The organism is Sphingomonas qilianensis (assembly GCF_039614825.1).
GTDB lineage: Bacteria > Pseudomonadota > Alphaproteobacteria > Sphingomonadales > Sphingomonadaceae > Sphingomonas > Sphingomonas qilianensis.
Window position 1 is genome coordinate 211330 of the sequence record NZ_JBDIMF010000005.1, and the last position, 24553, is coordinate 235882.

At 64.5% G+C, this 24553-nt stretch carries 18 protein-coding genes; 9 read left to right on the forward strand and 9 right to left on the reverse strand.

Features of this window, described 5'->3' with window-relative positions; genetic code table 11:
- Nucleotides 1-21: 21 nt before the first annotated feature.
- The 4 genes from ABC969_RS12660 to ABC969_RS12675 all read right to left on the reverse strand — a co-directional run bounded on the left by ABC969_RS12660 (nt 22) and on the right by ABC969_RS12675 (nt 7029).
- A complete protein-coding gene (locus tag ABC969_RS12660) occupies nt 22-984 on the reverse strand; it encodes a family 43 glycosylhydrolase (protein ID WP_345865379.1) in 963 nt (320 codons plus the stop codon).
- Nucleotides 981-1547: a hypothetical protein gene (locus ABC969_RS12665; RefSeq protein WP_345865380.1), complete on the reverse strand. Its 567-nt coding sequence runs from the start codon at nt 1545-1547 to the stop codon at nt 981-983. The genes ABC969_RS12660 and ABC969_RS12665 overlap by 4 nt, the downstream gene beginning before the upstream one ends.
- Nucleotides 1548-1561: 14 nt before the next feature.
- Entirely contained in the window at nt 1562-4351 is a 2790-nt protein-coding gene (locus tag ABC969_RS12670; protein ID WP_345865381.1) for a TonB-dependent receptor, read from the reverse strand.
- A 368-nt stretch (nt 4352-4719) separates the two neighbouring features.
- Nucleotides 4720-7029, reverse strand: coding sequence for a hypothetical protein (locus ABC969_RS12675; protein WP_345865382.1), 2310 nt, complete (start codon nt 7027-7029; stop codon nt 4720-4722).
- A gap of 283 nt (nt 7030-7312) precedes the next feature.
- Between ABC969_RS12675 and ABC969_RS12680 the strand changes: the two genes are divergently transcribed.
- Complete coding sequence (locus tag ABC969_RS12680; protein WP_345865383.1) at nt 7313-7774, forward strand: hypothetical protein; 462 nt, start codon at nt 7313-7315, stop codon at nt 7772-7774.
- Between the two features lie 30 nt (nt 7775-7804).
- Here ABC969_RS12680 and ABC969_RS12685 read toward each other — a convergent pair whose 3' ends face one another.
- The gene (locus ABC969_RS12685) at nt 7805-8503 is read right to left on the reverse strand and encodes a PIG-L deacetylase family protein (RefSeq protein ID WP_345865384.1); all 699 of its coding nucleotides are present in this window, start codon (nt 8501-8503) and stop codon (nt 7805-7807) included.
- Nucleotides 8504-8550: 47 nt separating this feature from the next.
- Here ABC969_RS12685 and ABC969_RS12690 point away from each other — a divergent pair, with 47 nt between their 5' ends.
- Nucleotides 8551-9636, forward strand: a complete 1086-nt coding sequence (locus ABC969_RS12690) for an acyl-CoA dehydrogenase family protein (protein ID WP_345865385.1) — start codon at nt 8551-8553, stop codon at nt 9634-9636.
- Entirely contained in the window at nt 9633-10214 is a 582-nt protein-coding gene (locus ABC969_RS12695) for a class I SAM-dependent DNA methyltransferase (protein WP_345865386.1), read from the forward strand. Before ABC969_RS12690 ends, ABC969_RS12695 begins: the two co-directional genes overlap by 4 nt.
- Here the strand turns inward: ABC969_RS12695 and ABC969_RS12700 are convergent.
- From ABC969_RS12700 to ABC969_RS12710, 3 genes are all read right to left on the reverse strand, one after another.
- The gene (locus ABC969_RS12700) at nt 10150-11271 is read right to left on the reverse strand and encodes a glycosyltransferase family 2 protein (RefSeq protein ID WP_345865387.1); all 1122 of its coding nucleotides are present in this window, start codon (nt 11269-11271) and stop codon (nt 10150-10152) included. The genes ABC969_RS12695 and ABC969_RS12700 overlap by 65 nt on opposite strands.
- A gap of 49 nt (nt 11272-11320) precedes the next feature.
- Nucleotides 11321-11680, reverse strand: a complete 360-nt coding sequence (locus ABC969_RS12705) for a hypothetical protein (RefSeq protein WP_345865388.1) — start codon at nt 11678-11680, stop codon at nt 11321-11323.
- Between the two features lie 206 nt (nt 11681-11886).
- Nucleotides 11887-13188 (reverse strand): SLC13 family permease, encoded by a 1302-nt coding sequence (locus tag ABC969_RS12710; RefSeq protein WP_345865389.1) that lies wholly within the window; start codon nt 13186-13188, stop codon nt 11887-11889.
- 109 nt (nt 13189-13297) lie between these two features.
- Here ABC969_RS12710 and ABC969_RS12715 point away from each other — a divergent pair, with 109 nt between their 5' ends.
- Complete coding sequence (locus ABC969_RS12715) at nt 13298-14191, forward strand: hypothetical protein (protein WP_345865390.1); 894 nt, start codon at nt 13298-13300, stop codon at nt 14189-14191.
- A 237-nt stretch (nt 14192-14428) separates the two neighbouring features.
- Here the strand turns inward: ABC969_RS12715 and ABC969_RS12720 are convergent, their stop codons facing one another.
- Nucleotides 14429-16738 (reverse strand): putative bifunctional diguanylate cyclase/phosphodiesterase, encoded by a 2310-nt coding sequence (locus ABC969_RS12720; RefSeq protein WP_345865391.1) that lies wholly within the window; start codon nt 16736-16738, stop codon nt 14429-14431.
- Between the two features lie 246 nt (nt 16739-16984).
- Here ABC969_RS12720 and ABC969_RS12725 point away from each other — a divergent pair, with 246 nt between their 5' ends.
- The 5 genes from ABC969_RS12725 to ABC969_RS12745 all read left to right on the forward strand — a co-directional run bounded on the left by ABC969_RS12725 (nt 16985) and on the right by ABC969_RS12745 (nt 24549).
- A complete protein-coding gene (locus tag ABC969_RS12725) occupies nt 16985-21190 on the forward strand; it encodes a PAS domain S-box protein (RefSeq protein WP_345865392.1) in 4206 nt (1401 codons plus the stop codon).
- 324 nt (nt 21191-21514) lie between these two features.
- A complete protein-coding gene (locus ABC969_RS12730; RefSeq protein WP_345865393.1) occupies nt 21515-21910 on the forward strand; it encodes a response regulator in 396 nt (131 codons plus the stop codon).
- A gap of 375 nt (nt 21911-22285) precedes the next feature.
- Nucleotides 22286-22687: a BLUF domain-containing protein gene (locus ABC969_RS12735; RefSeq protein ID WP_345865394.1), complete on the forward strand. Its 402-nt coding sequence runs from the start codon at nt 22286-22288 to the stop codon at nt 22685-22687.
- 217 nt (nt 22688-22904) lie between these two features.
- The gene (locus ABC969_RS12740) at nt 22905-23528 is read left to right on the forward strand and encodes a LuxR C-terminal-related transcriptional regulator (RefSeq protein WP_345865458.1); all 624 of its coding nucleotides are present in this window, start codon (nt 22905-22907) and stop codon (nt 23526-23528) included.
- Nucleotides 23529-23781: 253 nt separating this feature from the next.
- Nucleotides 23782-24549 (forward strand): bacteriorhodopsin-like, encoded by a 768-nt coding sequence (locus tag ABC969_RS12745; protein WP_345865395.1) that lies wholly within the window; start codon nt 23782-23784, stop codon nt 24547-24549.
- The last annotated feature ends 4 nt before the right edge of the window (nt 24550-24553 follow it).

Consider the following 24553-nt stretch of genomic DNA (forward strand, 5'->3'; position numbering starts at 1 on the left):
GCGGAGCCTAGCGGCCGCAGGTCAGTCCGTCATCCGGATTGGCAGGATCCGGCCATCGGCCGCGTAGCGCACGCGATCGACCGCCACTTGCCGCTCGCCCTTGAACGGCATGCTGCCCTGCGGATTTTCCCAGCGGTGATAGACGATCAGCCACTGGCCGGTCTTGGGATCGCGGGCGAAGCTGTGATGCCCCGGCCCCTTGCGCTTGCTGTCACTGGTCAGGATCGCGCCGCGATAGCGCCACGGCCCGAGCGGCGAGGATGCCGTGGCATAATGGACCGAATAATCCGGCCCGTTCCAGTGCCCGTGGCTGTACGACAGATAATAGGTGCCGCGCCGCTCATGCATGAACGCGCCTTCGGTGAATTGAGGCGGCGTGGCGACCGCGATCTCGCGATCGATCGTCACCATGTCCGGCGTCAGCTGGAATACCCGCAGCTTGGCGCCCGCGCTGCCGCCGGCATACATATAGGCCTTGCCCGAGGGGGCATCGACATAGGTCATCGGGTCGATCGCTTCGAAGCCGCGCCCATCCTTGACCAGTTCGCCGGTCAACAACGGCTTGCCGCTATCGACATAGGGGCCTTCGGGCCGCGCCGCGACCGCCACACCGATGCGGCTCGGCGTCGGGTTTTGCGGGCCGACCGAATAATAGAGATACCATTTGCCGCCTTTGGTCGCGACGGCCGGCGCCCACAGGAAATGTTCCTTGGCGCCATCATCGGCGATCCACTTGATGCTGTCGCGCCGGATCAACTCGCCACGGCTTTGCCAGTGCTTGCGATCGGTCGAGGAGAAGGCACCGAAGCGATCCGCCTCCCAGCTGCCGCCGGGCCCGCCGGTGGGGAACACCCACAATTCGTTGCCGATATAGACGGCATGCGGATCCGCCCCCTGAAACTGGGGATTATCCGCGCGCACCGCCGTGGTGGTCGTGGTCAGCGCCGCCAGCGCGAGGCCGGCGGCGATCAGGAAGCGTTTCATGAGCCATAATCCAGGATAAATACGGGGCCGATATCGATGACCTGTTTGGCGCAGGCGAGATGGAAGGCAGCGTTTAGCGCGCCCGGCGCATAAGCACGATCGGCCGTGCCGCCCAGCTTATACATTTTCCATTCGGGCGTGATGTCAAACGCGGCATCAAAGACCGCGCGCACCACCGGTGTCGCTTCGAGCTGCACGCGGCACACTTTGCCCGGCGCGCCACTGTCGGTGCGTTGCGCGCGCGCCCAAAAGGCGATGACGATGCGATCGCCTTCCTTGACCGGCTTCAACGTCGGCGTAATCGCACCGATCCGGCCGACTTCCGCCGTGGGGCCGCTGATCTGCACGCGCAGGGCCTTGCCGAACTGCACCGTCTTGTCGCTGCGGACGGTGGGCGGGATGGGCTGGCCATAGGGCCTCAGCGCCTCGGCGCGAGGATCGTTGACCAGCCGATCGGCCATGCTGACCGCCACCGCAGGGGCCGGCGGCGCCGGCTCCTGCGCCGCCAGAGCGACCAAGGGTGCGACAATCGCCGCCGCACCCCAGAGGAGGGAAAGCTTCATCCCTGCCCCTCCGATCAGAAGCGGAACCGCACGCCGAGCGAATAGCTGCGCTCGATATACAGCACCTGCCGCGCATAGCTGTTGCCATCATCATATTGACGCGAGCGCTGCAGCGGGTTGCCCAGCAGATTGACGATGTCGAACGCCACCGTGATGTTCGGAACGGGGGTGATCGAGGTCGAGAAGTCGAGCTGGCCGCGGCCCTTCTCGATCACCGGATGGGCGATCGGATCAAGTGCCTCTAGGCTGTAAAACGAAACAAACTTCGAGCGGTAATTATAGGCCAAACGGGTGGAGAATTTCGGCCGCTCGTACAGCGCGACGAGATTGCCGGTCCATTTCGACACGCCCGGGAAGGCTTGCTGCTCGTTATTCAGCGTCGCCGCGAAGTTTGGCTGGAGATCGCCCTTGGCATCGATGAACGTGCCGTTGGCCTGCACGCCGAAGCCCTTGGCCCAATCGGGCAGCCCGTCGATGTCGAGGAAGCTGGTGAACGTCACTTCGGCACCCTGCAAGCGCGTCTGGCCCAAATTCACCGGACGCGCGATACGCAGGCCGGCAACGGAACGATCGTCCACTGTCGATACGAAACCATTGGCATCGTGCCGGAAGATCGCACCCGTCAGCGAGCCGCTGCGCGAGAAATAATATTCCAGGCTGGCATCGTAATTGTTCGATGTCAGCGGCTTAAGGTCCGGATTACCGGCCGATCCACCACGGCGGAGACGCTCGATGCAGTCCGCCGTCGTCGCGTCGGTGAGGCAGGGATCACCAGGCGCGAGGATGACCGGCTGACCCAGCGATGTGTTCGGACGCAGATCGAAGAAGTTCGGCCGAGTGCGCGTCTGCGTATAAGCAAGACGCAATTGCAGCTTGTCGCTGAACGCGACCCGTGCGCTGACGTTCGGCAAATAGTCGGTATATTCACTTTCAGCAGAAATGGCCGGGTTACTCACTACGCCGCCCGCATCTTCAATGCGCGAGAAACCGCTAATCTGCGTTTTGGTCTTCACCGCGCGCAAACCGACGACACCATCAACAACCGTCGTGCCGAGATCAAAGCCGTATTTCAGCTGCCCATAAGCGGCGTAGGACTTTTCATTGGCGCGGAACGTATCGGTTGGGGAAAACGCTGGCTCGCCCGCAGGTGCGCCGAAAAAGCTGCGCAGTTCGACCAGATTGTTACGGATGCTGTTGCGCGTGATCGCCGCAAAAGTCGTATTAGGCAGCGCATCATTATAGGTGAAGCCTGGCAGCGTCGCCCGGACGTCGGCCCCGGGCAACGAGGTCAGCGGGAGACCCGCACCTTCGTTGTTGAAGTAGATATTGCCGAAATCGCGTGCGGCATCGCGGTTGCCATAGCGGATGCCGACCTGGATGCGCTTCAGGAAGCCCATATCGAGATCGTACGACAGATCGGTACGCGCCTGCCAATCCTTGCCGCTCACCACGGTCAGCTCCTGGAACAGGCCACGGCTGATGAAGTTGGCCGGATCGGCGATGTTGAAATTGACGAAGTCTTGCGACGCCCCACCGTCTTGTGACGCGTCGAACTGGACGGTGCGAGCGGGCGAGCTTGCCGCGGCATAATCGACGTTGACGAGGTTGGCGGTATATTTGCTGTTCGTATAGGCAACATCAGCCGTGATCTGGAGGCGATCCCGCTTCCAGATCGCGCCACCGCCGGCCTGATAAGTATCAGTCTTGCCGTTGAAGGAGCCGCTATAGCCATCGGGCCGCACCGCGCCTGTGACGGTGGCAGTCGAAATTTGATTGGTGCCGGGGATCGTTGTCACGTTCGACAGCGTCACACCGTCGCCGAAGATCGGGACGAACATGTAACGGTTGTAATCCTTCGAACGGAACCCCTGGTAAAGGCCGTCGGCATAGATTTCGAGTTCGGGCGTTGGCTTCCACTGAAACGCGGCGTTGGCCGAGGGCCGGTATCGCGCGCCGTAACCCAGAAAATTGCCCTGCGCATCGGGATAGCGCAGCCCGGGCTGCGCGGTCGGCGCGTTGGTGGCGTTGGTTGTGGCAATGACCAGCGACTGTTCACGCGTCGAATCGAGGAAGTTGATGCCGACATAGGAAGCGTTTAGCAGCAGGCCCATCTCGCCGATGCCGGTATCCCAACGGTTACTGATCAGCAGATTGCCGTTGGGCACGATCTTTTCGGACTGCTGCGAGAGCACGGCGTTGGCCGAGCCGGAGAGTTCGAAACCGCTGAAATCGAACGGCTTGCGCCCGCGCACGTTGATCGCGCCGGCGATGCCGCCCTCGATCTGGTCGGCCAGCCCCGACTTGTACACTTCCAGCGCGGCGACCGTGCCGGCAGGGAAATCCTGAATTTGAACGTAGCGACCTTCGGCGGTGAAGATCTGGCGACCGTTATAGGTCGTGGTGAGATCGGGCAGACCGCGCACCGTGACACCGGCCGACTCGCCGCCGCCACGGGTGACCGATACGCCGGCAACACGCTGCAGCGCCGACGACGCGAACGTATCGGGCAGCTTGCCGATATCCTCGGCGACGATCGCATCGACGATGCCATCCGACAGGCGCTTGATGTTCTGCGCCGATTGCAGGCTGCGGCGGAAACCGGTGACGACGATATCGTCGCCGACCACCGGGGTTTCCTGCACCGAGGCATCGGCCGCGGTGGGGCTGACGCTCTGGTCCGATGCAGTGGCCGGCTTGGGCGCGTCCTGCACATCGCTGGTGGCCGCCGTCTGGGCGGCCAGCGGCGTCAGTCCGACGAGCGCGCAAACCGCTACCGATGTACGAAGAAACGCCTTGGCGTTCATAAACCCTCTCCTGGATCAATCCCGTCGACGTTCCGACTGGTTTGTCCTGCTAAAGCGATGATGCGGATCAAGCAACGTATTTGTCTGATTAAAGATATAGCGTCACCTTTTGACCACAGTCGCGCACCGAGACGCGGGTCTTCGGTGTTCCCACCGCGCCACTCGAACGGCATTTATCTAATTTTTTGAACTACTTGATAGCAGTTCGGACATATCAGCGATGCGGGGCAACAGTCGGCACGGCGCCCGCGCCTGTCGCTTACGGGCGTCCGTGGCCAGTGGCACGCCGAAACGAGGGGCATACCATCGCATGCTGACCGGATGCCGGACGCGCGTATGCCGGTTGGGATCGAACAATGATTAGGTGATTACGAGGGGTACGGGATCGACGCTGCAACGTCCGGCGCGTCGCGCAAGTACAGGAACAAGCGCCGCGAGGTGGCGCGCGGCACCTCGATCGTCGCCCCGGCAAAGCCATCCGGTATGGCAATCCTCGCCGCGCCGGATGGCGCGGGCGACACGCTGCGCAGCAGGAAAAGGTCGCTGCCGCTGAGCACGCAGGCGCCGTTGCCGGGGCAGGTGAAGGCGGTCAGCGTCGGCAGACGTACCAGCGTTGCCAGCGGCATCCACGCGCCCGCCGCGCCATTTTCGACCACCCGAAAGGTCAGCGGCCCGTGCGCCGAAACGCCGAGCGCATCTTCCGGGACGAAGGTCGCGATCGCGACTGACGTATCCTGCAGGCGAACCGGCACGCTCTTGATCACGGTCGGATCGAGCGCGCGAATATCGATCTGCGTGTTGGCGGTGAACCGCGTGGTCCCTTGCGCCTTAATCGAAAAGACCAGTTTGCCGTTCTGCGGCACGATGTCGGGCGCGGTCAGCGTGATCGGTAGGGGAGGCGATGCCGCTGCCACCACCGACGTGCTGACCAAGGTCGCGGTCGGGCGCGGCGCTGCGACCTTGACCCGCAACGCGACCGTCCGCCCATCGATCAACGTGACCGTCGCCTGCCCGGCCTGCCCAGGTTGCAGCGTCCCTACTGCCGCCTGATCGGTGGTCATCACCAGCTGATCGGTTACCCCGGCGCGGGTCAGCGCCTGCGGTCGGAACGTTACACCGGCGAGTTCGAGCGTGGCGACCTGATCGAGCCGGGTGCCGAACAACACCGCATCGCGATCGCCGGCGTGCAGATCGAAGCTGGTCAGTCGGCTCCCCTCGGACAAGGCGCGAAGGTGGAGCCGCTGCGCTTGCTCCGCCCCATAGCTGCGCACCAGGACGGTGACGGGTCCCGGCTCGACCCCGGTCAACGGCACTTTAAGCGAGAGGCGATCCCCATCCTGTTCGACGATGGGCGCCGGCAGACGCGCGTCGCCATGTTCCATCCACACCTCGGCAACGCATGCCGCGGCACCGCCGATCAGCGTGACCGGCGTATCACGTCCGACGACCAGCGGGGTCGTTTCGGCGAGCGTCCACGCCGCGCCGGTTGCGGCGGCCAGCCGGATCGTCGGCCCCTCGAACGGCGTGAAGCCCCACATCCCATGCAGCATTCCCGTCGATTGCGGCTCGAGCGCCGCCGGCGCGGCCATCGCCGACAGGACATAACCGCCCTGCGCCACATCGGCGGACACAGGGAAATCGCGCGTCTGCCCATCCCTGGTGCGCACGCGCACCGCGACTTGCCGGGCATAATCGGTGGCGAACACCAGCGGCGCGCCTGCCACCGGGATCAGCAGGTTGGGCCGGTTGGCACAAAGCGCGCGTCGCTCGATCGCCTCGATCGGCGGCAGCGCGGGCGGCGCCACGGGCGGGAGCGCGGCGACCAGCACCGATTGCGGCTTGCGGAACGAAGGCACCGTGTTGAGCAGCAGTTGCGTGGTCGCCCCTTGCTGCACGCTGAGCGCGGGAATGAACTGCAATTGCGCCGACTGGAATGCCCCCAGGATGCGCGCGAGATCGCGCACGACGCCGATATACGGGCTATAATATCCAAAGCCGCCCTGCGGCGTCCCGCTCAGCTGCAGCGCAATATCGGCGGGTGCGCCGGCCAGCGTCTGCGCGATCGAGTTGGTCTGGCTATCGGCGAAAACGGCCACGTTGCTGCCTTGCGTCAGGCACCCTGCCCGCGTGTGCGGCTGACGCTCCAGGCAGGCCGGATCCGGCTTTACCCCCAGGCTCTTGGCCAATTGGGGCGATACGGCCGCCGCGTCCGCAGCATCGCGTCGGCGCAACTGCTCGGCAAAGGCGGTAAGCCGAGCGCTGCCGAGCATCGCCTGGTTGAGTTCCTGCGACGCGCGCACGAACGCGCCCGGCCGGCCCCGGATGGCCGTCGACACCGCATCGACCGCGCCCTTGGTGTCAGGCACCAGCAGCACCAGCACCTGCTGCGCGCCCTCGGGCACCACCGCGACGATGCTGGCCTTTTTCGGTTTCCAGCTCTCCGCCTCGAACAGCCAGTTCTTGGGCGGCGGATTGGTGGCGCCGCGCAGGAACGCCAACACCAGCCGGTACCGCGCGCCCTGCTCGCGCGGCAGATCGATGGCGAGAGTGATACGATCGCCCGTCGCCAGATCCGGCACTTGCGACAGCGGGAGCGTTACCCCGCCCCGGGCGATCGAGACGCGCAGTGCCGGTCCGGCAAGATCGAACTCGTTCGCCCCCACGGGAGCCGCGAGCATGATCGCGACCATCGCCAGCGGGCAAGCCAGGGCAAGGCGGAGACGGGTACGGCGAAGGATGGCAAAAATGGTCACCCGATCCATCTAGCCGCCTTTGCCCCGGCCGCAACTCTCATCGGCCGCCGCGGGGGGGGCCGAGATCGCCCCCGGATGGATTGCCGGTTCAATGCGGTGCCGAAGCCGTCGGCCACGCGTTGAGCGCTCACCTAACTACCCGCCACTGTTCGGTGGGCACGTTCGGCGGACCAACGGCCCGCCGGGCAACACCGCAAAGGAGATGCACGTGAGCGACGGAAAGGTGCCAATGCCCGCCAGTGGCCAGGGCAGCACGAAAATTCATTCGGACGGCGTTGGCGATGACGCCACGCAGGGTCGCAGCATCGGCGGCGAATCCGGCGGCGGCAGCTATGACAATCCCCACACCGGCAAGGAGGCACGCGGCGAAAGCGGCGACTATCAAGGCGGCCAGAGCGTGCAGGGATATTTCGGCCCTGGCCAGGCGGATGGCGAGAAGGCCAACCCCGACACGGCCGGCGCGGTGGGCCAGGGCGGCACCACGCCGGGCGGCGACTTGGGCGAAAGCGCCGCACAGCCGGCCCCGGCATACGCACCGCGCGTCGTCGGGGCAGGCGATCGCAGCTTCGACATCGTCGAGACGAGCGGTGTTGCCGAAGCCGAAGTGCACGGCAAGGTCGGCACGGACGCCCCGTACGAGGCCGAGCAGGAAAGCCCCGGCTCGGGCTGATCGCGCCGTGGTGATGCCAGCATCGCGCGGTCAGCGCGTTCCGCGGGAGGCGAGCGTGAAGCGCTCCGCCTCATCGACCAACGCGGCGAGCACAGCGGGGGACAAGGTAAAGCCCTGCGGGTCGTCGGCGATATAATCGCTGGTTTGCGAGCGATGCGCGGCAATCGCCCAGCGCTTGGCAGCCTTGCCCGGATCGCGCGCCGCCGGGCCACCGCCCGTGGTGCGCGACCATACGGCATAAGCCACTAGCGGCACGCCCGTGCCGCGCAGCGCGGCGCGGGTCCGCGCCCAACCGGCCTTGTGATCGGGATGATGATCCGCGGGCGAAGCCGCAATCACAACGCCGGGATCGAGCGACTGCAACACGCGGCGCAACGCCCCCACCTTGCCGCGCTGCGCGACCTGGCCATCGGGCCAGCCGAGATAAACACACCTCGCCGCCGCGGCGCCGAGCCGGGCCATTGCGCGGCGCAGCTCGGCGCGACGCAGCCGGCCCAGCGCGGCTGCGGGCCAACGGCGCGAACCGGGATGCGACGCTTGCCCATCGGTCAGCGCGACCACCGCGATGCGCGCGCCGGCACGCGTTGCCCGCGCGATCAGCAGCCCACAGCCGAGCGTTTCGTCATCCGGGTGCGGCGCGACGACCACGATACACCGCCGGCCGGCGAGGCGCAGCACGGCCTGCGCCGAGGTTTGGCGGAACAGCGCGGAGTGACGGGGGTTCGGCATGGATGGCCAATCCCTCACCTGCCCCCGACGTTCCATCGCGGCCCAAGGTGCCCGCTGATGCCCTTGCCGCCGCTCGCCGCCTCCACCCGGCGATTCGGGCGCGCGCCGCCGCGATCGACGCCGCTGCCGCTTACCCCGATGCGGATATTGCCGATCTCGCCGCCGCCGGCTTGCTGGGCGCCTGCCTGCCGGCCGACTTTGGCGGTATCGCCCTCGGCCACGGCGGGCCAGCGTCGGCGGTGTTGTGCGAGATCCTGACGATGATCGGCGCCGCCAGCCTGACCGTGGGGCGACTGTACGAGGGACATGTCAACGCGGTGCGGCTGGTCGCGACCTATGCGCCAGACGCGCTGCCGCTGCTGGCGGCAGAAATCGCTGCCGGCCGACCGTCGGGCGTGTGGAATGCCGAGCGCGCGAACGGGTTGAGCGCGGTGCGGATCGATGGGGGCTGGCAATTGTCGGGCAGCAAAATCCATTGCTCGGGCAGTGGCGCGATCCGTCGCCCGCTCGTTACCGCCAGGATCGGCGACGATGGCCCGCTGATGATGCTTCCCGAGGTTGCGGCGGAGCGCGCCGATCTGTCCGTCTGGCGCGCCGCCGGCATGCGTGGCACGGCAACAGGCACGGTGGATTTCACCGGGCTGGTCGTCCCGGATGCCGCAGTGATCGGGGTGCCCGGCGATTATTATCGCAGCCCTTTTTTCTCCGGCGGCGCGTGGCGCGTCCTCGCTGTCCAGCTTGGCGGACTCGATGCGGTGATGGCGTTGCACGCTGAAAAGTTGAATCTGCGCGGCGGCACCGATGCCGTGCCGCGCGCGCGCCTCGCCCGTGCCGGCGCGGCGCACGAGGCGGCGCGGCTGATCGTGCGCGAGGCCGCCGCCCGAGCCGAGCGCGACGGCAATCCGGCGGCGATCGATGCCTATGTCGATCTCGCGCGCGGCGGATTCGAGGAACTGGCGCTGACCTGTATCGAGGCTACCCGCCGCAATATCGGGCTGGGCAGTTTCATCGCGCCCGATCCGCTCGATCGCGTGCTCCGCGATCTCGAAACCTATCTGCGCCAACCTTTCCTTGATGCCTCGCGTGACAATGCCGCGGCCTGGCTGCTCGACCATGAAGGGCGTTTCCAATGACTGCGCGATCGCTCCAGCCCGGCTATTTCGACCAACTTTACGCAGCGGACCCCGATCCATGGCGGATGGAGAGCAGCGCTTATGAGGACGCCAAGTATAGCGCGACGCTCGCGGCGTTGCCGCGCGCACATTACCCCCGTGCGATCGAGATCGGCTGTTCGGTGGGCGTGCTCACCGCGCGTCTCGCCGCGCGCTGCGATGATTTGCTTGCCCTCGATGTGGCGCGCGCGGCGCTCGACCGCGCGGCGCAGCGTTGCCACGGTCTGCCCGTGCGCTTTGCATTGTCCACGCTGCCTGAGACACCGCCTCCCGGCCGGTTCGACCTGATCGTGCTGTCCGAAGTGCTTTATTACTTCGATTCGGCCGGTGTCGCTCGGCTCGCCGCGGCAGTCAGCGCGATGGCCGCACCCGACGCCGACATCGTGCTGGTCCACTGGCTCGGCGAGACGCCCGACTATCCGCTGACCGGCGAGGAGGCAGTCGCCGCCTTCAAATCCGCCGGCGCGTGGCAGGTCAGGCAGCGTGCGCGGACGCCGGATTATCGGCTCGATCTGCTGAGTATCGCGCGATCCGGCTGATCCAGCGCTCGGCCAGCGCCACTTCGCCCGCCAACGTCGATGGCATCACCCGCGACCGCGCCAGCGCGGGCGACTGTGTCTCGACTGCACTCCACAGCGCGCCGAAACCGGTGGTTACCGCTCCGTCATACCCCAGCCGCCGCGCCGCGTTTGCCGCGGCGTCCAGCCCATCGTCGCCCGCGATCCGCCGCAGCCGCCGGCGCCAGCATAATCGGCGAAGCAGCGCGGCCGTCGGTTCCAGCGCCGCGTCGCACGGCGTCGCCGCATCGATGACATAACAGTCCAGCAAATCGGCCAGCCCGCCGGGCGCGCGGCCACTGCGACGGGCGGAGGTCAGCACCAGGGGCGCGTGGCTGTGCCGGAGTTTCAAATCGCAGCGTTCCAGTTCTGCGGCCAGCGCGCGGTCTTCGGCCAGCGGGACCGACGGCAGTCCGCCGACGCGCCGGTACGCCGACACGGTCAATGCCAGCGACGCGCCCCACGCCCAGATATGGTTCGGCCACGGATCATGCGCGCGCGGATCGAGCAACGTGCCGAGCCGCGCTTGCAGGCCGGCCAAGTGCCACTCCAGCGCGCGCAGCGGCAGCGGTGGCAGCGCCGTCAAATCCGCTTCGTCGAAAGCAACCGCGCCCGCCACGGCATCCGCTCCTGCAGCAAGCTCGGCGAGGGTTGCGGCGATCCACTGCGGATCGACCCGGCTGTCGGCATCCGTCGTCATCAAGATGCCGTGGGCCGGCAACAGCGTCGTCGCATGATCGAGCGCCGCGCGCCGCGCGCCGCCGGCATGCGCGTGCTGCGGCGGCAAGGCGATCTCCACCACGCTGATCCGCATGGCGCGCGCGCGATAGCGGCGCGCCCGCGCAGCAGTATCGTCGCTGCTATTGTTGACTAACAGGACGAGCTGGACGGTCGCCCCGCCAGCGTTGGCAGCAGCGATATCGAGTGCCCGGATACAGGCCTCGATCGTCCCGGCTTCGTTGCACGCGGGCACCGCGACCGCCACCACGGCGGCGCACTGTGACGGCAATTCAAGCCCATCAACGCGATAAGGAGACATCCACATTTCGGCTCAGTAACGATCCGAGTGCGATCGGGTTGCGCCGCGCTCACTGATAGCGCAGCGTCTTGCCAAACCCCTCATTGGCCTTGGTCATTTTGGCGAGCTTCCGCAATTGAGCGCGAACATGCCGCTGGAAGCGCGTATCGTCATAGCTGCCGGTTGCTGGATAGTCGTCCTGGCCGATCAGTTCCTTGAGACGCTGGGCCAGCGCGGCCTGCGTATCGGCGCAATCGACCGCTTGAAGCGCGCGGCAGACCCATTCCTCGGCGGCGGCCTGATCATATTCGTCCTGCGCTTCATAACCGCGCCGGTCCGCCGCCGCCTGATCCAGCTTCGCGGCGGCCAAGCGGCGCTCCAGCCAGGTGCGGACCATGGCCGCATCCCATGTCGTTGACGGCTTCTGCATCATTCGCTCCAGATCCATGCCACACCGGCGGCGATCACATTCACATCGATAGGCGAGACGCCCGCATGCCCAAGATCGCACTAGTGGCGCTGATAAAGGCGAGCACGCTATCTCGGTGGCGGATCAAGCAAAAACGCGCGGCGCGGGACCGGCGATGGTCGATGGGCAGCGATAATGCGCCGGCGTCCTTCACCTGATCGACGCCGTCAGAACGGGAAGAACGCCTGGATCGCCACGATCGCCACCGCGAACGTGATGAAATTGAGCGGCAGCCCGACCTTGACGAAATCGAGATAGCGATAGCCGCCCATCTGATAAACGATGACGTTGGTCTGATAGCCGAACGGCGTGGCGAAGGCGGCGCTGCCGGCCATCATCACGGCGACCAGAAACGGCCGCGGGCTGACCCCCAGGCTCTCGGCCAGCGCGACGGCGATCGGCGTGACCAGCACCGCGACGGTGGCGTTGGAGAGCAATTCGGTCAGCACCATGGTCAGCGCGTACAACACGATGAGCGCGGTGAGCGGCCCGAATTCCTGCATGGATCCGACCAGCGCGCCGGTTGCCTCCGCTGCCAGCCCGCTGCGCTCCATTGCCATGCCGAGCACGACCATCCCCGCGATGAGGATCAGGATCTGCGGGCGCAAACCGCCATAAGCTTCATCCGCCGTGATCACGCGCAGCAGGATCAGCAGCACGGCGCCTGCGAAAGCCGAAGCGGCGATCGGCGCGAGGCCCATTGCGGCAACGGCAATGGCGCTGGCGAAGATGCCCAGCGCGATCGCGGCCTTGACCGGCTGGAACGGCCGATACGTTGCGAACAAGGTGACATCGCCCACTTGTCCGCCGGGCACGTCGATCGCGGCCGCCTCGGTCGTCGGAGCGGCGTCGGTCATGCTGCCGCGCATCAGCCGGCCGCTGAACAGGAACAGGTACAGCGCCCCCGCCGCGGCGATAGGCAGGCCGACGGGCGTGATCTCGAACATGCTGAAACGTGGCTGGCCGGCAACGCGCGCCATATCGTCGACCAGCAAATTGGTCGAGGTGCCGATCAGCGTGCAGCAGCCCATCAATACCGTGATGTATGACAAGGGCATGAGAAAGCGTTTGGGCGGCAGCTTGAGCGCGATCGCGACATCGCGCACCACCGGCGCACCGAGTACGACGATCGGTGTGCTGTTGAGAAAGGCCGATACCAAGCCAATCGCGCCGAGCAGCAGCCACAGACCCGCCGCGCCGAGCCGCCGGCACATCTTCACCGCCGCCTCGATCGCGCGATCGAGCAGCCCCGACAATTCGAGCGCGTAAGCGATCACGAACAATGAGGCGAGCGCGATGATCGCCGGGCTGGCAAATGCGCCCTGCACCTCGATCGGCCGGACCACGCCGGTCGCCAGCAACACCGCCGCGCCGCTCAGCGCGACGACATCCGCGCGTACCTTGTCCCAGATCAGCGCGGCGACCACCGCCACCAGCACGACGAGCGTGAGGATCTGATCGAACGTCACGGGTGCTGGTCGCGGACCATGAGCGCGACTACGAAACGAGGCATACCTTCTCCTGTCGGTGGCGCTACACCGGGTATGACGGGACGCAAAGCTTTGCTATCCCCCGATTATGAATGAGCCAAGTCTCCGTACCAGTCGTGTCGCGCTCGCCGCTGGCCTTGCCGCCGTGGCCGTGGTGGGGGGCGGCGGGTTTCTGCTCGGGCGATCAACCTCGGCGCGCGATCCGGCGCCGGCGGTCGTGGCGCCGATCGCCACCCCGGCGCCATCCGCGCCGATCGCCGAGCAGCCTGCGCCGCGGGATCGCCTGATGAGCCGCGCCGACCTGATCGCGCTGGCCGCGCAAGCCGCCGACGCCGTGGCCTCGGGTCAACCGCTGCCCGCCGCCATTGCCCGCGCCGAGGGCCGGCGTTTCACGATCAACCTTCCGTTCGGCTGCCAGGGGCCGGCCGACCAGACCAGCGACGCGCCGATGCGCTGGCGCTACGATGGCGAGACCAAGGTGTTGCGCGTCCACGTCGCCCCAGCGGTATGGGATGCACCCGACCTCCTGCCTGCCGCTGCCGCTGAGGCGGTCGTTGCGGTCGAGGGATTTTGGATCGCGCGCCCTTGGAGCTCGAGCGACAGCTGCCCGCCCACCGGTGCGGTGGCCACGCCCAGCGGCGCGGATGCAGTGACCTTGCCCGGCCAGACGCTGGCGATCGCGCAATTTTTCGGCGCGGACGACATCCGCCAGGGCCGACGCGGCGACAAACCTTATGAGGCGGTCGTGCGCGCGCCCGACGAAGGCTTCGCCGGCACGCAAGGTTTGCGGCTGCGTATCACCGGGCGAATCGCCGCCGCACCCGGCGGCGGCCCGGTGACGTGCCGACAGCCGGCAGGCGCTGAGCAGCGCCCGATCTGCGTCATCGCCATTGCCAGCGACGAAATCGCCATCGCCGATCCAATTTCGGGCAACGTGCTCGCGACCTGGGCCGTGGATGGTGCCGATGCCGCGGCACGATGATCCGATAACCGCTGATCCGCCCCTGTATAATTCGGGCCGCGTGATAGAGTAATGTGAGCGTACGTTTTTGATCTAGACGCAAAGACGGTCAATCACCGGACCTTCCGATGCAGCACTCCCAGGTCGAGTGTGAGTAGGGTGACGACAATCCCGATAAAGGCCAGCCACATCGATGCCAGCTGGCCAAACGTCTAGGGCCAGAACTTCCATAGTTAATTGATCAACGCGCAGGTTCTATTACCGCCCCTCCCCACGAGGAAACCGGTTCACCTCGCTCGCTGTGGTCGCATGCCACCGCTCGCCCGCATCTCGTGCCGAAAGCGGCTCGGCAAAATGATAGCCCTGGATCGCACGGCAGCCGATGTGCATCAGCATGTCGGTCTGCTCCTGGGTTTCGACCCCCTCCGCGATGATGTTGAGGTCGAGCGTGTCGCCGAGCCTGACGATCAGCTCAACAATGGCGCGCGTTTGGCGGTTGGTACCGATCCCGTCGATGAACGACTTGTCGATCTTGATCGTGTCGATCGGATAGCGATTGATGTAGCTGAGCGACGAATAGCCAGTTCCAAAATCGTCCAGCGCGACGCGCACCCCCAACCGGCGGATCGCGGCGATCGTCTCGGCGATCTCCGGCGACGGGTGCAGAAAGATGCCCTCGGTGATCTCCAGCTCAAGCGATTGGGGCCTGATAGCGAACTCGCGCAGCACCTCGGCCAGTGTAGCGACGAAGCCGCACTCGGCGAAGGCCGCCGAGGAAGTGTTAATACTCAGCTTAAGATCGGGATTGGCGAAGCGTCGCTGCCAACCGCTGAGCTGCGCGCACGCCTCGCGCATGACCCAGCGGTCGATTTGGCGGATCAGCCCGATCTCCTCGGCGACGGGGATGAAATCGGCGGGGCTAATCGCGCCACGCGTTGGATGATTCCAGCGCAACAAAGCCTCGAAGCTGCGGATCGCGCCAGTCGCCGGATTGACGATCGGTTGGTAAGCGAGATGGAACTCATCACGCTCAACCGCCTGGCGCAGATCGGTCTGCAGCATAAGCCGGCCCACCGCGTCCTCGCGCATCGACGCGTCAAAGATTGCATAGTCGCCGCCGCCGGCGCGCTTGGCCTCGTACATCGCGATGTCGGCATCGCGCATCAGGTCGTCGAGCGCCGCGCCCGGGCCGGCAACATGGACGATGCCGATGCTGCACGATGGGAAAACGCTCTGCCGCGCAAGCTGGACCGGCGCGCGCAGCGCTTCGATTATGGCTTCGGCGATCGTCACCGGCGTTGCGAGATCGGTGGCGTTTTCGATCAGGATTGCAAACTCGTCGCCACCAACGCGCGCTAACGTGTCCTGCGGACGAACACATTGCCGCAGCCGTTGCGCCACCTCTTTGAGCAGCGCATCGCCCGCGAGATGGCCGAGGCTGTCGTTGACGATCTTAAACCGGTCAAGATCAAGGAACAGCACGGCGCAATTCTCACCGCCGCGATCCAGCATTTTGGCGAGCCGTTCCATGAAAAAGGCCCGGTTGCGCAAACGGGTCAGACTATCGTGAAATGCGGCGTACAGCAGCTGCGCTTCGACGCGCTTGCGCTCGAGGATCTCGGTCGTAAGCGCTTCATTCTCGATCTCGGCAACCCGCACCCGCGCGGCGAGTTCCTGCGCGGCCTTGCGCTCGCTAATGTCGCGTTGGACAGACACCCAATGGGTGAACCAGCCCTTTTCGTTCGCGACCGGAACGATACTGAGTTCGACCCAGAACTCGGTGCCGTCCTTGCGGTAGTTGATCAGTTCGATCTCGATCGGCTCCCACGCCGCCAGCGCCTGTCGCAGCCGCGCGCGCGCCGCAGGGTCCGTCTTCGGTCCCTGCAGCAGCCGCGGCGTCAGCCCGATCACTTCGGCGGCAGAATAGCCGGTCGCTTGCGTGAACGCGGCGTTGCAATAGATGATACGCGGCCCGGGCAAGTCGATCGGCTCGGCCTGCGTAATAACGATCGAGTCGCGCGCGTGGACAGCGACGGATTCCAGCAGACGCAGGCGCTCGAGGTTCGCGCGGTTCGCACCGCTGTCGGCGAGATCCAAGCGCTCCTGCAGCACCGCGAGGTCGAACAACGTGCCGAGGTGCGCGGCGTGGGCGCGCAACACGTAGGTCTGCGCCGCACTCAGCCGCGGACGGGGTAGCGTGTCGAGGACGATCAGGAAGGCGCCTTGCGTCCCCGGGATCGGCACCGCCGCAGCAAAGCACACATCAGCCGCGCGCTCGCCCCGGAACCCGATCGGAACCGCTGTGCCACCAATGATCTGTGCCGCTGTCTCCGGAGCGGTATCGTCCGTCAGGAAAGGGACGAGCTTGCGCAACGGCCCCTCCTGGTTCCCCGCCACGAGCTGCAATTCGCCATCGACCGTCGCGCAGATCATCGCCCCGGCACAGCACGTCGCCCGCATGGCCTGTCCGATGATCGTCTCGAACATCAACAGGCGTGCCTCTGCGCTCAGCCCCTTGGGAGGATCGGTCGGTTCTCCGGTCCATTGCGCGGGCAGGTCCATCAGCATCGGGTCGATCCAAGAGAGAATAGCCCCCGGGGAGGGCACGTACATCGCGTCCGATGCAATATTTGGGATATGATATGATTGCGTTAATACTGAGCCGGCCAGCTAAAAATCCCCGCTGACCTTGAGATCCGGGCCTAGCCGTCCCGTCTCGGCCCTGACAGACTCGTGCCGCGCGCACCTGGGAGATGCCCCTCTTCACCTTCTGTTATGCCCTTTGCCCTAGGATGAGGCGAAGGGAGAGCCAATGTGATCGACGCGCCAACTCGCGGAGTTGCCGCTCAACGGTATCCGGACCTAATCGTGGCGCTGATCGCGATTGCGGTTCTTCCCCTCCTTTGTGCGTACTTCCAAGCTTACGAACGGTTGAACGCCTTCGTCGCCGAACATGAGGCATGGCAGCTCGACGAGCTCATCATCACTCTGCTTTGCAGTGGTCTGGCAGCGGGAATCCTGTTGATACGCCGGTCGCGCGCGCTCCGCCTGGAAATGGCGCGGCGGCAGATTGCCGTCGATCGTGCCGCGGAATTGAGCGGCCAATTACAATCACGCAATCTCGCCGAGCATCGCCTTCTCAGGGAAGCCGTACGCACCAAGGAACAGCGGCTGGAAAGCATTCTGGCCACCGCGCAGCAGGCCATCGTGACGATTGATCGACACGGTGTCGTCAGCGGCTGGAACAGGCATGCCGAGTTGACGTTCGGATGGCGTGCGAGCGAAGTCGTCGGACAGTGCATGTCACGGTTCATTGTACCGCCAGCCCTGCGCGCATCGCACGATGCCGGACTGGCGCGCTTTATGGAGAGCCGGACAGCCCGCGTGATCGGCACACGTATCGAGGTTACAGCGCAGCGCCGCAACGGCGACATTTTCCCGATCGAGCTCGCACTCAGCGCGACCAATATCGGCGAAGATTGGCAGTTCACTGCGCTCATCCAGGACATTTCCGAACGTCGCGCACAAACCGAATTGTTCGAGAACGCCTTTGATCACGCCCCGATCGGGATGGCGGTGGTCGCGCTCGATGGGCGTTTGCTGAAGCTGAATTCGGCGTTCTGCCAGCTGATCGGCTATTCCATAGCCGAAGCGACGAAGCTCGATTTCCAAGCCATCACGCATCCCGATGACTTGGCCGCCGATCTGCTGCTGCTGGCAGACCTGATCGCCGGTAAATTACCTTCTTATCAGCTCGAAAAGCGATACATTCGCAAAAGCGGCCGCGTGATGTGGGCCCGCCTGTCGGTGTCGATGGTGGTGGGTGACGACGGAGCGCCCAAGCATCTGATTGCCCAGGTCCAGGATCTTTCCGCGCAGCGCGAATCCGAAGCGCGCTACCGCCTGCTGGCGGACAGCGCGAGCGATATGGTCGGCCTGTATTCGATCGCGGGGCGCTGCTCCTACATGTCGCCCTCAAGCGAGAAGATCCTGGGATTCCTGCCCGAGGAGTTGATCGGCAGGAGCGTCTTCGGCTTCATGCCACCCGCCAGGCATGAGGCGATGGTCACGGCCATGGCGCAGCTGAAGACCGAACCGGCCGGCGCGACGATGACCCATCTGACTTGGCTGCGCCACAAGGCCGGCCATCTCCTCCCGATCGAGTTCGTCGCCCGCATCGTGATGAGCGACGACGACGAGCCGCAGATCGTCTCTGCCTGCCGAGACGTCACTGCTCGCGTGGAGGCGCAGGCGGCACTGGAAAAAAGCAATCTGGAGCTGACCCAGGCCTATCAGGCGGCGGAACGATCCGCGGCCCAGCTGAATGATGCCCAAGCGCTGTTCAAGGGGATTTTCGACAGCTCGTCGGACCTCAATTTCGTCTGCGACGTGGTCGATGGCGCATACCCGATGAACACCATGAACGCTGCGGCAGAAGTGGCTTTTGGCACGACCGCGGCCGAGGCCCGCGGTAAATCCCTCGAAATGCTGTTCACGCCCGACGTCGCCGCGAGGATGATCGACTATATCAGCGAAGCGATGGCGTCCAAGCAAGCCGGACGTACCATGCGCGGGCTGACGGTATCGCGACACGGCGGGACCTTCGATATTCGGCTGGTGCCGCTATGCGACAACAGCGGCGCCGTCCATCAGGTGTTCGTCGGGAAGCGGGACATCAGCGACTTGAAACGCGCCGAGCAAGCCGCGGTACAGGCCAACGTCCTGATGAGCGCTGCTGGCAAGATCGCGCATATGGGCTTCTGCAGCTACGACCTGACAACCCAGAAGATGATATGGTCGGAGGAATTGTGGACCATCCTCGGATTCGATTCCGCCTGCGATGCCCCGACGATCGAGAATTTGACGAGCCGCCGCCATCCCGACGACAGTGCGCGGGCGATCCAGACCCTGGCGGGCGCTATTGCTAACGGTGCAGACGATTACGAAAGCAATTACCGTCTGCTGCTTCCAAACGGCATGACGCGGCATGTCATGACACGCGGCACGATCCGCCGCGAGCGCGGCGTCGCGGTCAGTATCTTCGGCGTTATGCTCGACATTTCGGCGTTAAAACAGGCCGAGGAAAAGGCCCGCGAGAGCGATTTGCGCTATCGCCTGATGGCGGAAAACTCGAGCGACATCATCGTCACCAGCGATCTCGAAGGCCATACGACGTTCGTATCGCCGTCTTCGGAGGCGATCACGGGCTATACGCCCGAAGACCGACTGGGGGCTCTCCCGGGCGACATCACTCATCCGGACGACCTCGACGGGCTCCGCAAAGCGTTCCGGGCATTGTGGGCCGGCGCAACGGGCAAATGCGTGCGCTGGCGTGCCTGGCACAAAACCGAGGAACGCTGGGTCTGGCTCGAATCGAGCCCCGCGCTACTGCGCGATCCGGTGAGCAATGCGCCAACCGGGTATCTGGATGTGATCCGGGATGTGACGGCAAACAAGGAGCAGGAGGATGCGCTTAGCGCGGCCACGCTTGCGGCGGAGGAGGCGATGCACTCCAAGGAACGTTTCCTGGCCAATATGAGCCACGAACTGCGCACGCCGCTCAACAGCATCATCGGCTTCTCGCGCCTGCTCGATCAAAGTGTGGGATTGGACGCCGAGGACCAGCGCCGAATCCGCATGGTCCACCGGGCGGGGGTCGCGCTGCATGCGGTGATCGACAACGTGCTCGATTTCTCGAAGCTCGAGGCTGACAAGCTCGCGCTTGTCTGCGCCTCCTTCGATGTGGCCGCGCTTGTCACCGGCACGGCCTCCATGATGGAGCCGCAAGCCGCGGCACGTGACGTGGTACTCAACGTTAACGTCGATCCAGCAATTCCTCACCGGCTTGTGGGGGATCACGGCCGCCTCCGCCAGATCCTGCTCAACTTGTTATCGAACGCGATCAAGTTCACCCAGAACGGCGCCGTCACGACCAACGTGCTGAAGGTGGGCGGAGACGACGAAACTGCGCGGCTGCGCGTTGAAGTTGTGGATACAGGCGGCGGGATATCGCCGGACAAGATTGAAAACTTGTTCAACCGCTTTGTGCAGGCAAGTGCCTCCGTCGCACTCCGCTATGGCGGTACCGGTCTTGGCTTGGCGATTTCACGGCAGCTGGTAACGCTGATGGGCGGCGAGATTGGCGTGTTGAGCGAGGTGGGTGTCGGCTCGACTTTCTGGTTCGAGCTCGCGCTTCCGGTAGCCAGCCCGACCGCAATCGGACATGATCAGCCCACGGCGCCCCAACTGTCCTTGATCGGCAAACGCATATTGGTTGTCGACGATGTCGACCTCAACCGTGAATTAATGCTCGCGATGCTGGCGAAATATGGTTGCGCGGTCGAGCTCGCGGAGAATGGCGCGGAAGCGCTCACCGCGGTGGAGGTTGCGGGTTTCGATCTAATTCTGATGGACTGCCAGATGCCGGTGATGGACGGATTCGCCGCCACGCGAGCGCTGAGATGTCAGACCGGTCCCACCGCCTCTTTGCCGATCGTCGCGCTGACCGCGAGCGCGCAACCCGAGCATCTCGCTCGCTGTCGCGAGGCGGGCATGGACGACCATTTGACCAAGCCGCTCGAGCCGGGGGCGCTGGAGGAGGTGCTACGACGCTATCTGGGCCATGCTCCCGCACGGCCGGCTGGGACAGATCAGATGTCGCCGCTCGTGGCGGACAAAGCCGATCCGCGCCCTGACGCGGGCACGGAGGACCCCGCGCCGCCCGCCGGTGCGCGCTCCTCACTGAAGCAACGCTATGCCGCACGGCGAGATGCAATGATTGAGAAAATCGACACCACGCTTTGCCGCGGGCATTTTACTGATGCCGAGATTAGTGAACTGGCCGCGATGGCGCACAACCTGGCGGGCACGGCTGGCATGTTCGGCGAAGCGGCGTTGGGAGATGCCGCAGCAGCGCTCGACTCGGGGTTGAAGCTTTGGCCGGTGGACGAGCGTGCGTGCAAACTTCGACAATATGCAGAGGAAGTCCACCGTATCGTTGGATGCGTGGGTAGTTCGTAAGGTTATTGACGGGCTACCCTCCCCTGACTTTACGAAAAAGACCACTCACCCCGATCATAACCTAAAGCATATAGCCAGCCTGCCGCAGCGCGTCGCTTTCACGGACGACGAGACGCGTACCCGGGCGGGCTGTTCCATAAGCTATCTAAATGTCGGGAGAATTCGCTCGCCAAGATCGTACCGGCGAACCGGTGGAGGGCTTGCTCCAGCATGTGCCCCGGCCACCGCGATGCTACTGCGCCAGGCAACATCAGCTGGCGCGGTTCGCATTATCGAAAGGTATCGGCGGTAATACCAGTGTACGCAAACGAACGAGGGTACCCAGTGGCATTGATCATCATCGCCGACGACGACGAGCTTGTAGGCGAGATCGCCCGCGATGCGCTGCTATCCAGCGGCCATGGCGCTGGATTAGTGGCTGACGGCGCCGAAGCTTTGCGTGTGGTCAAGGCGAGAAGGCCCGATTTGCTCGTGCTCGATTGCAACATGCCGGGCTTGTCCGGTGTGCTCGTGCTGCGCGAGTTGCGCAATCTGCCGGCCTTTTACGACCTGCCGGTGATGATGCTGACAGGGCGACGGGGGGCGCAGGATGAAGAGCTCGCCCGCTTTGCGGGTGCCAATGATTATATGAAGAAACCATTCGACCCCGATGAGTTTGTGTTTCGTGTCGAGCAGCTGCTTGCGAAAAGCGGCAAACTCGATCCTCGCGCGTCGCGCTGAGGCACGCTCTGCCGGTCCGGACAGCCGTCGTCAGCATAGCATGGCGTGCCGGCACTCTATCGGATTTAGCGAAATCAGCGCCCGGCGGCCCGGCCACGCCAGCCGCGGGTCGGCAAGCGGCATGAAAAACGTCAGGTTGATCTACCCCCCGCCCCCTGGCGATCGCGGTGCGCGGTCGCTGTCAGAATGGGGGCGACGCGGGGCTGCAGGCATCTCGATCCTGTAAAGCCGGTGTGGCAAACGCACGACGGCGCGGACGACACGCGGTGCGCACGTGACCCATCGCGCAATATTTCAAAATGCCCGTATCTAGAGCAGTACTAGTCCACCGCTCCCGGATCGCGTAGGGATGTACATTGGATAGGAAAGACTGCCATGGTCACGCAACTGATCTACATGTCGGAGCCATTCGGGTATGACCATACCACGCTCACATCGATCCTCGCGACAGCGCGCCGTAACAATTCACGCGACGCGATTACTGGTGCGCTCATTTGCCGCCACGACATCTATCTTCAGTTGATCGAAGGCGACGCGCCGGCGATTGATGCGCTGTTCGCGCGCATCTCGCTCGACGACCGACATCTTGCCGTAACGCTGCTCAATCGGGCCGAAGTCGCTGCCCGGCTCTTTCCCAAATGGGCGATGCTACATGACCCGGCACAGACCTGGTCATGGTCGGTTGAGGAAGTCGCCGGCGGCGCGGTTCGAAAGGCGACGCCAGAGGCGCTCCAACAAGTGTTTGCGCGCACCGGGCACGTGGCGACAGCTTTGTGACTGGCCAGGCCAGGTCGCTGCGATATTTCCTGCGCTAGCCCGCAATATGGCGTTCCTTGTCCTGGCATCTGGCGAGACACTGGTTGCTTCTTGTGCCACGGCGCCGGCAATGATGGATGTGGCCACAAAATCGCCCACGTACCTATCGAGACAAATCGCGTGTCATCGTGGTGCCGGCGGCTTAGAAAGAGAACACCGGCATGGGTGCGCTTTTGACATGGAACATACGCTAGAACTCGATCCGTCCGACAATCGCCATGTCCGCCTTGTCGTCGATAGCCCGATCCCTTCGGTGATCAGCGACCCGCGATTGCCGGATAATCCGATTGTGGCGTGCAATGCGGCTTTTTGCGCGCTGACCGGCTATCCGACAGAGGAAGTCGTTGGGCGCAACTGCCGCTTCCTGTCTGGGCCGGCGACCGAACCATGGCTGACCGAGGAAATCCGCCGGGGCGTGCGGGAACACCGCCCGGTCCTAGTGGAAATCCTCAACTATAAGCGTAATGGCCAACCGTTTCGCAACGCGGTCCTCGTCGCACCTATCTATGACGAGGATGACGCGTTGCTGTATTTCCTGGGATCACAGGTCGAAATCGATGCCGATGCGGCGGCCCCGTCAAGCATGCGCCGCATCCGCGCCGCCGAAATGGTGAAGGCATTGTCGCCGCGACAAGGGCAGGTGCTCAAGCTTGTCGCGAACGGGCTGCTCAACAAGCAGATCGCAGCAAAACTGAACCTGGCGGAAAAGACCGTCAAGATGCACCGCGCGATCCTGATGAACCGACTTGGGCTGCAAACCACGGCTGACCTGATACGCTTGGCGGTCGAGGCCGGACTGTAATTTCGCATTGCCAAGGTACGGTATAAGGTCCGTATCGTCCGAGCGCCGCGTGCACCGTATTACAATGCTGTCGCCACAGCGGCATAGTCGACAACCAATACCCATTGGGTGTTCGGCTGGCCGCTTCCCTCGCCCGTCTGGTGCCGCTGTGACGACATCGCGGGAGCCCCAGGATCGTTTCCCGACGATTGCGTGATCTCCCGCCATTCTGCGCGGCGCACCCGTGCCGCGGATCACTGCGACGGAGACCCCGATGGATATCGTCACGCCCTTCCAATTCTCGTTAGTGTATAATGCCTTTTCCTTTACGTTCGCGACAATGGCCGCGGCCACGGCGTTTCTGTGGCTCAGTCGTTCGCAAGTCGCGCCGGCATACCGCACCGCGCTGACCATTTCAGGGCTGGTCACTGCAATCGCGGCCTATCACTATTACCGCATCTTCGAGAGCTGGACCGCCGCCTATACGTTCGGAAATGGTGTCGTCACGGCGACCCCCTTTGCATTCAATGATGCGTATCGGTACGTTGATTGGCTGCTGACCGTGCCATTGCTGCTGATCGAACTGGTGCTGGTCATGCGCCTGTCGCGCGAGGAAACCATATCCAAGTCGGTCCGGCTCGGCTCGGCTGCCGCATTGATGATCGTGCTTGGTTATCCCGGCGAAATCTCGAACGACATCCCGACACGCGTCCTGTGGGGCACCTTGTCGGCAATTCCGTTCGTCTACATCGTTTGGGAACTGTTCAGCGGGCTCGGCAAGTCGATCGCACAGCAACCCGCGAGCGCGCAGAACCTGGTGCGCAAGGCCCGCTTGCTGACCTTTGCCTCGTGGGGCTTTTACCCGATCGTCTACATGGCGCCCTATGCCGGGCTAACCGGGGGCAACGTCACTACGACAATCCAGATCGGCTATACGATCGCGGACATCGCCGCGAAGGCCGGGCTTGGCGTTCTCATCTTCCTGATTGCGGTCCGCAAATCGGAGGTCGAGGACACCGACGGCAGGGGCTACGCCGTCTGATCCG

Coding starts and splice junctions, on each gene's coding strand:
- ABC969_RS12660 (WP_345865379.1), bottom strand. CDS start 984: ATGAAACGCTTCCTGATCGCCGCCGGCCTCGCGCTGGCGGCGCTGACC.
- ABC969_RS12665 (WP_345865380.1), bottom strand. CDS start 1,547: ATGAAGCTTTCCCTCCTCTGGGGTGCGGCGGCGATTGTCGCACCCTTG.
- ABC969_RS12670 (WP_345865381.1), bottom strand. CDS start 4,351: ATGAACGCCAAGGCGTTTCTTCGTACATCGGTAGCGGTTTGCGCGCTC.
- ABC969_RS12675 (WP_345865382.1), bottom strand. CDS start 7,029: ATGCTCGCGGCTCCCGTGGGGGCGAACGAGTTCGATCTTGCCGGACCG.
- ABC969_RS12685 (WP_345865384.1), bottom strand. CDS start 8,503: ATGCCGAACCCCCGTCACTCCGCGCTGTTCCGCCAAACCTCGGCGCAG.
- ABC969_RS12695 (WP_345865386.1), top strand. CDS start 9,633: ATGACTGCGCGATCGCTCCAGCCCGGCTATTTCGACCAACTTTACGCA.
- ABC969_RS12700 (WP_345865387.1), bottom strand. CDS start 11,271: ATGTCTCCTTATCGCGTTGATGGGCTTGAATTGCCGTCACAGTGCGCC.
- ABC969_RS12705 (WP_345865388.1), bottom strand. CDS start 11,680: ATGCAGAAGCCGTCAACGACATGGGATGCGGCCATGGTCCGCACCTGG.
- ABC969_RS12715 (WP_345865390.1), top strand. CDS start 13,298: ATGAATGAGCCAAGTCTCCGTACCAGTCGTGTCGCGCTCGCCGCTGGC.
- ABC969_RS12720 (WP_345865391.1), bottom strand. CDS start 16,738: ATGCTGATGGACCTGCCCGCGCAATGGACCGGAGAACCGACCGATCCT.
- ABC969_RS12735 (WP_345865394.1), top strand. CDS start 22,286: ATGGTCACGCAACTGATCTACATGTCGGAGCCATTCGGGTATGACCAT.
- ABC969_RS12740 (WP_345865458.1), top strand. CDS start 22,905: ATGGAACATACGCTAGAACTCGATCCGTCCGACAATCGCCATGTCCGC.
- ABC969_RS12745 (WP_345865395.1), top strand. CDS start 23,782: ATGGATATCGTCACGCCCTTCCAATTCTCGTTAGTGTATAATGCCTTT.